11 protein-coding genes are annotated in these 12322 nt (G+C 34.0%); all 11 read right to left on the minus strand.

All coding sequences use genetic code 11. The annotated features are described in order from the left end of the window. Positions 1-80: 80 nt before the first annotated feature. On the minus strand, positions 81-665 hold the full coding sequence (locus tag GX308_04845) for a hypothetical protein (GenBank protein NLK21402.1): 585 nt from the start codon (positions 663-665) through the stop codon (positions 81-83). Positions 666-810: 145 nt separating this feature from the next. Further along, the gene (locus tag GX308_04850) at positions 811-3219 is read right to left on the minus strand and encodes a N,N'-diacetylchitobiose phosphorylase (protein NLK21403.1); all 2409 of its coding nucleotides are present in this window, start codon (positions 3217-3219) and stop codon (positions 811-813) included. 190 nt (positions 3220-3409) lie between these two features. Continuing rightward, positions 3410-4669 carry an anaerobic ribonucleoside-triphosphate reductase gene (nrdD, locus tag GX308_04855; protein ID NLK21404.1) on the minus strand — a complete coding sequence of 420 codons (1260 nt, stop codon included), beginning with the start codon at positions 4667-4669 and terminating at the stop codon, positions 3410-3412. 782 nt (positions 4670-5451) lie between these two features. After that, positions 5452-6516, minus strand: a complete 1065-nt coding sequence (locus tag GX308_04860) for a hypothetical protein (GenBank protein ID NLK21405.1) — start codon at positions 6514-6516, stop codon at positions 5452-5454. A 10-nt stretch (positions 6517-6526) separates the two neighbouring features. Next, a complete protein-coding gene (nrdR, locus tag GX308_04865; protein NLK21406.1) occupies positions 6527-6991 on the minus strand; it encodes a transcriptional repressor NrdR in 465 nt (154 codons plus the stop codon). A 105-nt stretch (positions 6992-7096) separates the two neighbouring features. Further along, entirely contained in the window at positions 7097-7360 is a 264-nt protein-coding gene (locus tag GX308_04870; GenBank protein NLK21407.1) for a YlmC/YmxH family sporulation protein, read from the minus strand. Positions 7361-7482: 122 nt separating this feature from the next. After that, positions 7483-8256, minus strand: coding sequence for an RNA polymerase sporulation sigma factor SigG (sigG, locus tag GX308_04875; protein NLK21408.1), 774 nt, complete (start codon positions 8254-8256; stop codon positions 7483-7485). A 74-nt stretch (positions 8257-8330) separates the two neighbouring features. Then, positions 8331-9116, minus strand: coding sequence for an RNA polymerase sporulation sigma factor SigE (sigE, locus tag GX308_04880; protein NLK21409.1), 786 nt, complete (start codon positions 9114-9116; stop codon positions 8331-8333). Continuing rightward, complete coding sequence (spoIIGA, locus tag GX308_04885) at positions 9094-10023, minus strand: sigma-E processing peptidase SpoIIGA (protein NLK21410.1); 930 nt, start codon at positions 10021-10023, stop codon at positions 9094-9096. Before spoIIGA ends, sigE begins: the two co-directional genes overlap by 23 nt. A 221-nt stretch (positions 10024-10244) precedes the next feature. After that, complete coding sequence (gene ftsZ / locus GX308_04890; GenBank protein ID NLK21411.1) at positions 10245-11354, minus strand: cell division protein FtsZ; 1110 nt, start codon at positions 11352-11354, stop codon at positions 10245-10247. A 223-nt stretch (positions 11355-11577) separates the two neighbouring features. Further along, positions 11578-12318 carry an FtsQ-type POTRA domain-containing protein gene (locus tag GX308_04895; protein NLK21412.1) on the minus strand — a complete coding sequence of 247 codons (741 nt, stop codon included), beginning with the start codon at positions 12316-12318 and terminating at the stop codon, positions 11578-11580. Between the last annotated feature and the right edge of the window lie 4 nt (positions 12319-12322).

Below are 12322 nucleotides of genomic sequence, written 5' to 3' on the forward strand. Positions count from 1 at the left end.
AAGCGTGCAAGATTTGCACGCATCCATAAACTATGGTTAGACAACACTAAAGCATATTTTGATAATTATATAAATCATCATTATAATTTTAAGAATGCTAAGACTATTAACAAGATGCCACTTAACCATGATAGATTAAATGGGAGTTTCCCTGCAATTTTATTACCTATATAGCCCCCTAGCATAATCGCTATAATACCGGTAACAAGGGAGGCTATAAAGACAACAATTCCATTCATATTTCCAAGGACAGTCCCGAATCCAACTACTAGTCCATCCAATGATAATGCAATTGCCAAAGAAGTCGCCTCCTTTGACGAAATTGTCCTTGAAGAGTCAATATCAGCCTCTTCTGGGTTTGCGTACAAGTTCAATATAAATTTAAGGTTAAATGCCGAAAATTCTATTTCCTTATTAAAATTATTATACCTTCTTATTACTGACTTTATAATGCTATCTAATAGTTTTATAATACCTAATACAAATAAAATAATAAAGCAAACTATTGCCGTAAGCCAATCGGGAATATACTGTTTAATTAAGGTGCCTATTATAAGCGATATTCCTAGCATGGTGCTGCATATAGTATTAATAATCTGAACAGATAGCATCGGTATTTTGATTTTGTTACTCCCATAAGCAAAACTAGCTACAAATGCATCCATAGATAATGCTGAGGTGAGTATAATTGCCTCTAAAATTGTAATTAAACTAATTTTCAACTGATACACCTCCTATTGCCACTTGTAATTTCATTATATTATTTGCTACAAAATTTGTGACAATATGGAGGTGTCCTTTAGTTTTATATTACATAATTAACAATACTTCATTGGTTTCTTTTAATTCATTTACAGATATAAAATTAGTTTCTAACTTAGTTCCATTAAGATATGTTTCTTTTATTCCTTTTTGACTACCATTTTCATTTTTAACCAATATATTTAATTTCTTTCCTCTGAAGTTTTTGTAAATCGAAATCTCCTTCCAGTCCGATGGTATACAAGGGTCAATAGTGATTCCATCTAAACTAGGTTTCATTCCTAATATTCCTTCTACACATCCTACCATAACTGTAGAAGCTGTACCCGTTAGCCAATGCACATGGGCACGACCCTCATAAGGACTATCTTTTCCTTCTATAAACTGACCATGGGCATAAGGTTCTAACTTTCTTACTTCCGCTTTATCATTCATACTAGCAGGATTACATTTTTTATAATATTCATATGCCCTGTTTCCATTCCCCACCATTGTTTCTGCCAATATAATCCAGCCCTGTGGTTGAGAAAATATCCCCCCATTTTCCTTCGTACAAGGGTTAAATAGAAGCATTAATGCCCCATCGAAGGCATGATTTTTATAAGGTGGATACATAACCATTACCCCATACTCAGTATTTAAGATATTATAAACATTATCAAGAGCTAGTTTTGCTTGGTTTTCATCGGCAAATCCACTAATTATGGACCAACTTTGGGGATTAAGCCACATACTTGCTTCCTTATCATTCTTAGAACCAACAACTATACCATCTTCTCTTATGCCTCTTATGAATCTATCCTCTTCCCAACAATATGTATGAATAGCATTTCCTAATTCTTCTTGAATTTTTTCTAGATAGTCTACATAATCCTTATCTTCTTTTCCGATTGCAAAATCTTTCAAAATCCTAATAGCGTAGTAAAGTTGAAGGGCCACAAAGGTTGATTCTCCTTTTGGTCCCATTCTTAAGCAATCATTCCAATCTGCATGCAGTCCTGCTGGCATTCCATGGGTACCTAATCTTTCCATGCTAAAATTAATAGCTCGTTTTAAATGCTCATACACTGTTCCTACCCCTTTATTAGCAAAGGGAATCACTTCATCTATAAAATTGCGATTGCCACTTTCATTAACATATTTTAGGATTGTCGGAAATAGCCATAATGCATCGTCCGCCCTATAAAAAGGATGTCCCGTTTCTTTAACATATTCGGGGTCATCAGGGGTGTTTTCATGACCTGCATTATGATTAAATTTAACAAGTGGGAGTCCTCCCCCATTATCAACTTGTGCCGACAACATGAAACGAATCTTATTTGCTGCAAGTTCTGGGTCTAAGTGAATAATACCCTGTATATCTTGTACTGTATCCCTATAGCCATATCCATTTCTAAGGCCACAATATATAAAAGATGCTGCCCTTGACCAAATGAATGTTATAAAACACTGATAAGAATTCCATGTATTTATCATATTATTGAAATTTTCATCAGGAGTTTTAATTTGGAGATTATCTAGTTTTCCATGCCAATGGTCTTTTAGTTCTTTTAATTCTTCTTCTATAATGTTTAAATTACTATATAAATTCATTATTTTATCTGCTTCCTCACTACCGTAAGCCCCTAGTAAAAAAGCCAATTCCTTAGTTTCTCCCGGCATTAAGTCAACATCAATCTGCAATACTCCACAGGAATTTGTATTATAGTTTAGGGAATTACTGCATTGGCCATTAACTACTTCTATGGGATTGGAATAATTTCTATATTCCCCTATAAAGGTATCCCTATCCCCGTTATAAGCACATACAGGAAAACCAACTGCCCCAAAAAACCTTTGACCCCCAGTAGCTCCATTGGTATTGGTGTTGTTTTTCTTTACATATTCATTGATATGCTGAATGATTTTATTGTTTTTATATTCGGTCCTTGAGATAAACTGAGTATATTGTAAATTCACACTATCTTGTTCATAATTATCGTCATTGGTAAATTCTACAGAACCGAATATTGATAATTTCCTTTCCTTGCTATCATTATTAGTAATTTGGAGTCTCCATACTTCATAAGTCTTATCAAGGGGAACATAGTATAGAGTCTTTGTTTCGATATTGTCATATCTCGCAAGCATATTTGTATATGCTGTTCCATGGTGACATTCACTTTGATAGTTTTCCAAATCCTTTCCTACGGGCTGCCAGGAAGTACTCCAGTAATCTTTACTATCTTTATCCCTTATGTATATGTATCTTCCTGGTTGATCCATATCAATAGAATTGAATCTATATCTTAGGATTCTTCCATTTGCTCCTGATTTTACAAAGCTGTATCCACCTGCATTGTTGGAAATAATCGCTCCATATTCCGGAGAACCTAAGTAGTTTACCCATGGAGCCGGGGTATCGGGTTTAGTAATTATGTATTCCTTATTGTTCTCATCAAAATATCCATACTTCATAATTTATCTCCCCCTTGGTAAGTTATCCATAAGTTTAATTTATCTAAAATTAAAGCAATATGTATGTTAATTATAAAGTAACGTGTATTAATATTCAAGTCTTATCCATAAGTAATTTAAAGTCTTAAAAAGACTTATTATGTCCTTTAATAAGTCTTTTTAAGATGTTTTTTTAAATTAAGTAGCTGCTTTAAATGCTATGCTTTACCCGTTCTCTTTCTTCTGCTCTTTTTCCATCATTCCATCTATCTAAGTCTCCCACTAAATACCCCGTAATGCGGCGTATTCTTTCAAAGTATATATTATCTTCACCATCATGTCGTCCACATTGTGGGCATTCATTATCTAAAATTCCATTATAACCACATATAGGATCCCTATCTACAGGATGATTAATAGAGCCGTAGCCCACCCCTGCCTCAGCCATTGCCCTAACTATTACTTCAAAGGCATCTAAGTTTTTTAATGGATCTCCATCTAATTCCACATAGGTAATATGTCCTCCATTACATAATTCATGATAGGGAGCCTCAATTTGGATTTTATCATATGCTGAAATTGAGTAATATACAGGTACATGGAAGGAGTTTGTATAATAATCCCTATTGGTCACCCCATCGATAATTCCAAATCGACTTTTATCGATAGCTGTGAATCTCCCTGATAACCCCTCTGCCGGAGAAGCAATAAGTGAAAAATTTAGCCCGAATTTTTCACTTGCCTCATCCATACGTTTCCTCATATGGGCAACGATTTCTAATCCTAGTTCTTGAGCCTTTTGAGATTCTCCATGGTGTTTTCCTATAAGGGCTTTTAGTGTTTCAGCTAAACCAATGAATCCCATGGTTAATGTTCCATGCTTAATTATTTCTCTAATCTCATCGTCCCTTTTTAGGTTTTCAGAATCAATCCAAATTTTTTGTCCCATTAAAAATGGAAAGTTTTTAGCCTTCTTTTTAGCTTGAATTTCAAACCTTTCTAATAATTGTGCTATGACCAAATCAATGGTTCCATCTAGTTTTTCAAAAAAAGTATTTATATTTTTCTTTGAAGTTATTGCAATATAAGGAAGGTTAATAGAGGTAAAGCTTAAATTCCCCCTACCATATGTAATCTCGCGGGTAGAATCGTAATTATTAGCTGCCACCCTAGTTCTACAGCCCATATAGGCTACTTCCCCTTCTGTTCCGTATTTATCATAATACACCTTATTAAATGGAGCATCTAAAAAACTAAAATTAGGAAAAAGACGCTTTGCACTTACCCTGCAAGCTAATTTAAACAAATCATAATTAGGGTCTTCTTTCTCATAAGAAACACCTTTTTTGATTTTAAATATGGATATGGGAAATATCGGAGTTTCCCCATTTCCAAGACCCCTTTCCGCCGCTAATAAAAAGTTTTTAGAAACCATTCGTCCTTCGGGGGATATATCCGTTCCAAAGTTGATGCTACTAAAAGGAACTTGTGCTCCTGCTCTTGAATAGTGATAGGTAAGACTTTGAAATTATCTCTGTCTTTTCCCCCACTCCGCACCGCACGTGAGCCTTTCAGCTCATGCGGCGCTCCATCAAATTAAATCAAACTAAGAAATTGAACCTTATGATTACTTTTAACTTTACCAGTTTGAATTAACCTGACTTGAGGCCATCCCTCCACAGTTTATTATCACTGCTTCGTAGGTACTGTGCCTCTACTCTCACTTAGATTAAGACATGTTTAGCATATGCTTTTCCATGTCAACGTTTCACAGACGATAATATCTCCACGCTCTAAGCTTTCCACGTTCCTGTGTCTCTATCCTTACATATGGACTTAGGTTCCTTCTATATACCTGTTATAAGCCTCTTGAGCTAACCCCCTATAAGGGTTAATGGTCTTTCATAATGCACTATCTTACTCAACCACTTATAACGCTCGACTTGGCGAGCTATGTGCATTTCTACACACTATACTATAGGCATTTTATTTCGAAGGTTCGTCGTTGCTTTGCAAAGGCAAATCCTAACCATATCCGTTTTATGGACTCCCAGTCTATAGGCTACATCGCTTACCTCTAAGCGACTTTCGTGTTTAACTTACGGTAGCTCTCAACTGACTTCACCGAGCTTCTAACATCGAGTTTATTATCTAACTCTTTGCTAGTCGGAGTATTAGAGGTGCATTTCAAGGCGTTACCCTATCATTCTACATCTCAAGACACAAGTTCTAATCCCTTGGGCCAACTTTTCATTAGCCAACGTGTCGCACATGCATTGTATTAAGATTATGTATAAAACCTTCCATAGCTTGAAAAGTCCTTTCATCAACCTCCCTTGCCGCATGCTTTGAAGCAAACTTTTGGGCTTTTACTACTAATTCTTCTTGATTGTATGCTTCAAGTTTTTCTTTAATTAACTCAAGCTCTACAAGAATGTATTCAGATTTCATTTCTAATTGAGGATTAATTCCTGTTTTATGAATTGCTACTTTTGTACATTCTTCTACAACCTCTTTCGCTTTATCAAAGGGCACCTCTAATAAGAATTCCAAGGCCTTGCATAAATTGGATTTATATAATTTAATATATGATTTTTCTACCCCTTTTGCCAGTCCATAGTCAAAATTAGGAATGGATTGCCCCCCATGCATGTCATTTTGGTTGCTTTGGATAGCAATGGCTGCTAAGGCCGCATAACTAGAGATATCTTGAGGTTCTCTTAAATAGCCGTGACCTGTAGAAAATCCATTCTTAAATAATTTGACTATATCAATTTGACAGCAGGTCATTGTTAAAGTTAAAAAATCCATATCGTGTATATGAATTTTCCCATCTTGATGAGCCTTGGAATGGTCCGCATTTAATACATGTAGATGATAAAATTCTTTTGCCCCTTCCGAACCATATTTTAACATTGCACCCATAGCTGTATTTCCATCTACATTTGCATTTTCCCTCATTAAATTGTTTTCTTCTGCTTCTTCATATGTAATTCCATGATAAGTTTTCATTAGCCTTGTTTGGCTTTCTCTTGTTCTTGTTCTCGCAGCCCTATATAAAATATAAGATTTAGCCGTTTTAGCATGGCCCTTTTCAATCAATACTTTCTCCACGCCATCTTGTATGGTCTCCACATCTGGAAGATCATTTCGTGGAAAAGTGTTTACTATATATTCTATAACATCTCTGCTTAATTCTTTAGCAGTTTGATAATTATGTCCTCCAACTGCCATAGCCGCTTTATAAATTGCTGTTGCAATCTTTTCTTCATTAAATTCTACAATTCTACCATCGCGTTTTCTGATTTGCATTAACATAATTGTCCCCCTATTTCATTTGCTTTGCATCTAATAATCTCGTAAGTTCATCCATAAATGTATTGATATCTTTAAATTGCCTATATACAGAGGCAAATCTAACATAGGCAACCTCATCAATAACCTTAAGTTTTTCCATTACTAATTCCCCTATTTGAGCACTACTAATTTCTTTATTTAAAGTATTTAATATGGTATTTTCTATATCATCTACGATTTCTTCCATCTGCTGTACCGAAATATTTCTTTTATTACATGATTTAACGATACCGTTTAGTATCTTATTTCTATCAAATAGTTCTCTTATTCCACCTTTTTTAATTACCATTATAGGTATGGTTTCTATCTTTTCGTATGTGGTAAATCGTTTTTCACATTTTTCGCATTGCCTCCTCCTCCTGATACAGTTATTTTCCTCAGATGGTCTTGAATCAATTACTTTAATATATTCACTATTACAAAAAGGGCATCGCATTAATTTCCTCCTTATATAACAACATTTTGTGTTTTATTAAAGTATAAAACACAAAATGTTGTTGGTCAAATGCTTTTTTATTTTTATTATAGTCATTTTTCACTATTAATAATCTGATTCTATTAGTACATCATCCCCCACTACATCTACTAAAATAATATCCTCCCCTATTTTTCTTATCCGACCCCAAGAGATTTGATATTCCATATCCTTTCCAAAGAACCCCAAGACCCTTCCAGGCCCCGGTACTATAATTTTTTTAATTCTTCCCTCATTTAAATCTACCTCAATATCGCATATGTAGCCCAAACGCGACCCATCTATTGTACTAATAACTTCTTTTTGCTTCATATCGTAAATTCTAACCAAAGTATTCACCTCCTATATCATTATTATAATTATATTCATGCCCCAGCAAATATAAAACGCACTATGATACAAATCCCATAGTGCGTTTTATATTTGTGCTTTTATATTATTTATAAGTGCTATTATATATACTTTCTCATATGTTTAAGGGCTGTTTTTTCTAATCTTGAAACCTGCGCCTGTGAAATACCTATTTCATCTGCTACCTCCATTTGGGTTTTCCCTTCAAAAAATCTAAGGGAAAGGATATGCTTTTCCCTGTCATTTAATCTTTTCATTGCCTCATTTAAAGCAATGTTTTCAAGCCATATTTCATCCTGACTTTTATCGTCACTTACTTGGTCCATGATATAAAGGGCATCTCCCCCATCATGATAAACTGGCTCAAATAGTGATATAGGATCTTGTATTGCATCTAGAGCAAAAACAACATCTTCCTTGGGAAGACCTAACTCCTTTGCAATCTCTGTGATAGTAGGTTCTTTAGAATTTTTGTTAATTAACCTTTCTTTGGCTTGCAAAGCCTTATATGCCGTATCGCGGAGAGATCTACTAACCCTTATTGAATTATTGTCCCTTAGGTATCTTCTTATTTCCCCTATAATCATGGGCACTGCATAGGTTGAAAAACGAACATTTTGTGTTATATCAAAATTATCTATGGCTTTCATTAGACCTATACAGCCCACCTGGAATAAATCATCCACATGTTCTCCTCTATTATTAAATCTTTGAATTACACTTAAAACCAATCTAAGATTTCCCCTAATATATGCTTCTCTTGCTTCCCTATCTCCTTCTAAGATTCTCTTAAATAATTTATCTTTTTCTTCATTACTAAGAATAGGTAATTTTGAAGTATTTACACCGCATATCTCTACCTTGTTGATTGCCATGCCGTTCCCTCCAGTATTATAAAATTACATCTACTAAAAATGATTACCAGAGAAAACTAATTTATACATATAGGTCAGTTCATTCTATTTATTTCCTTTTTTAATCTGCATATGATTTTTTTCTCTAATCTTGAAATATAAGACTGAGAAATCCCCAACATATCCGCAACTTCCTTTTGAGTTTTTTCCTTTCCCTCACTAGTTAATCCAAATCTAAGTTCGACTATTTCTTTTTCCCTATTTGATAACTTATTCATAGCCCTTTTGAGCAAATCCTTATCCACTTCATCCTCTATACTTCTATAAATAATGTCTGGGTCGGTTCCTAGTATATCGGAAAGAAGCAATTCATTTCCATCCCAATCCACATTTAAAGGTTCGTCTATAGAAATTTCTGTTTTTAGTTTATTTGTTCTTCTAAGATACATAAGTATTTCATTTTCTATGCATCTTGAGGCGTAGGTAGCCAATTTAATCTTTTTATCCGGTTTAAAGGTATTGATTGCCTTTATAAGCCCTATTGTACCGATAGATATTAAATCTTCCACCCCTATTCCAGTATTTTCGAACTTTCTAGCTATATATACCACCAATCTAAGATTCCTTTCTATGAGCACTGATTTTACATGTAAGTCATCTTCCCCTCCTAGTTGATTAATCAAAAGGTCTTCTTCATCCCTATTTAGGGGTGGAGGCAATACTTCATTTCCTCCTATATAATATATAGAATCCTCTTTTCTTAACCCTAATAAATCCAATAGGTGGTGACAAAAATACTGAAATTTAAGTTTAAATCCATATAATATATTCACTTGTTCTCCCCCTAATTTATATAATTTATGCAATCTTATGAAGTACATCAGGATGAAGCAGGGCTTGATATTTATTGTCTTGTGAAAGTCTTTGGTTATATATGCCTATAACTATATCTTTTAAAACTGTACAAGTATTATCCTGCTCTATAATTTCAACCTGATCAGGTCTAAACCCTAAAAGCATTCCATTAGGCATACCTAAGCTGGAAAAAGGTATCATTCTTATTTTAGAACCTATAGATGTTTGTGTAATAGAGTGAAAAAGCAAGTTTAAGTCATTTTCTTTTTTTTCATTAAACAATTCCCTGATGTTATCGGGTAAGAATCCTTTTACAGTTGAAAATTCAATTACGATAACGGGGCTTTGGCTAAAAGGGTCATATAGTGCATTACCAGTATCTAGAAGTGCAGTTGCATCTATTTTCATCCCCTCAAAATAAACTTTAATCGGGTAAACGATTCCTTCCTTATTAGAAACCTTTCTAATCCAAAACCATATTAACTTTATAAAAGCATAGGATAAGATACAAGATACAATCAGTAACACTATGGGGAAATTATCTATATTAAATCTAAGGACATCTTCGATGACCTTACTAATATTCAAATAATAAAACAAGGCAATCCCTGCCCCTCCGAGAGCAAATGCCGTACCGTGAAATAAGATAAAAATTTTAATTAGCTGTTTAAAGGACTTAGGTTTATAAGTAAGCATTAGGGGAATCATTGGGAGCAATACAATGCTAATCATATTATAGGTATTCCTAAATATAGGGATAAAAATCATCAAACAATATAAAAGTGCCCCAATAAATGCTCCACCTAATAATCTTTTATATGTTACTTTTTGCTTAATCATTTTACTTACAATCCATAAAATGAAATAATCCATAACGAAATTAAGCAAAAACAAAATATCTGCATATATTTCTATCTGAAATGGCTGCTTCATACCTATAATCCCCCCATTTATAATGCTGTATATTCTATATATACTAATTTGCATTCCATATATACCTTCAATTCAATATTTTGCAAAACTGTCTCTTAAAATCAGATTTTAAATACTAAATCCTTTTCCTTTATCCATTATATACAATCTGTAAACCACTTTTTGTAAAAACATCTGAATATTAAAAAAAAGATATGACCTTAATCATATCTTTTTTAATATTATTTTCTTCTTCTCTGTAGAAAAATAGGAATATCTATAAAACTGGATTCATCCATCTTGTCCGAAACAATATGTGTGTTTTTAACTTCCTCCTTGGGAAGCGTATTTAATGTATTGGTACTTTCTATTTTTTGAGCCTTTATTGCCTTGGAAAAATCATTTTCAAAACCCGTAGCTATGACCGTAACGATTACCTCATCCCCTAGATCATCATTGATAGTAGTACCAAATATAATTTCTGCTTCGGGGTCTACTGATTCCCGAATAAGATTCGCAGCTTCATTGGCTTCTAGTAATCCTAGGCTTGAACCCCCACTAATATTAATTAGAACACCCTTTGCTCCATCAATACTGGTATCAAGTAATGGACTATGGATGGCTGCTTTTGCTGCCATTTCGGTTTTGTTCTCTCCTGTTGCTCGTCCAATTCCCATATGGGCGATTCCCTTATCGGACATAATCGTTCTTACATCCGCAAAGTCAAGATTAATAATCCCCGGGTTAGAAATCAAATCTGAAATCCCCTGTACCCCTTGGCGTAGCACCTCATCAGCTTTTTTGAATGCATCAATCATTGTTGTCTTCTTATCGATGATATGTAAGAGCTTATCATTAGGAATAATCACTAAAGTATCAACATTTTGTTTTAACTCTGATATTCCATTCTCTGCATTAGCCATTCTCTTACGACCTTCGAATCCAAAAGGTTTTGTAACGACACCTACAGTAAGTATGCCTTCGTCCTTTGCAATTTTTGCAATAACAGGGGCCGCCCCTGTGCCGGTTCCTCCACCCATTCCTGCAGTGACAAAAATCATATCAGCACCTTTTATGGACTCTAAAATTTCTTCCCGGCTTTCCTCTGCAGACTTATTTCCAATCTCGGGATTGGCACCAGCTCCTAATCCTCTAGTTACCTTTTCGCCTATTTGTATCTTAGTCGTAGCTTTCGAACGACCTAATGCCTGTCGATCTGTATTTACAGTGATAAATTCAACACCTTTTAAATCCTCTTCTATCATTCGATCAACAGCGTTGTTACCGCCACCACCTACACCAATTACCTTAATCTGTGCTACATGGTCCTGTGTCATGTCAAATTCCAGCACCGCAAATCCCCCTTCTCTAATCATTGGATACTTATTATGATTATACACTAAAGCATTAATTTTTTCTATTATAATTTATCCTAAGTAAATATTTTGATAATATCTAGTTCTAAAGATTAATTTAGTATAGTATAGATTAAATTTGTAATCTTTTTATACCATATGTCTATAATAAAGGTTTTTTTACTTATATTCAATAATAAAATGCCTTTAAATTAATTTTCTATGTAAGTGGCGAAAAAACTGCCCTACCTTTATCAATATTAATCAAATCTACTTTACCCATATCATATACATCCATGATTTGAATCAACCATTGAATCTTCTTGTCAAATTGCTCCATCCCGCCAATAGATACATCTAGCCTTTTTACGTATATATGAATATCTCTAAAGTCGCTTATATCAACCTTTACTACATCTTGTAATATATTATATTTTATCATCATCTGTGCCATAGTTGCTACCACATCTAAAGATATTTGATTGTTAACAGGAATCACTTGCCCTACTTTAAAAGAATCAAATACCAATCCCTGAACTATAGGGAGATTTTTTTTATAGGTTTCGCAGGTTTCTAAGACTCGTCCATCTTTATCTATATAAAGATATGTCCCTAAATAAGGAACATATCCTATGGGTTTTCTTTCATTGATTTTAACCTCTATCGTATTAGGCCAATGAATAGATATCTGAACCATTTCTATATAGGAATCGTCTAAAAGGGCTTTATATGCCTTGTCTTTTTTGAATAAAAATATATTTTCCCCCACCTTAATACCCATCTTTTCAATAATCTCTTCTTTCGAATAGTGTTCATTTCCATGTAGTAGTATTTGCCTTATTGAAAAGACTGGAGAGATAAATATGGCTAGCATAAAAATCACAATTAAAATAATTAGAATTAAAAACCTCATGGTTTTTGGCTGTTTTTTATAATTTTTAATTGCAATAGTTTTTCCCATAGTT

It is taken from the genome of Candidatus Epulonipiscium sp. (assembly GCA_012519205.1).
Lineage (GTDB): Bacteria > Bacillota > Clostridia > Lachnospirales > Defluviitaleaceae > JAAYQR01.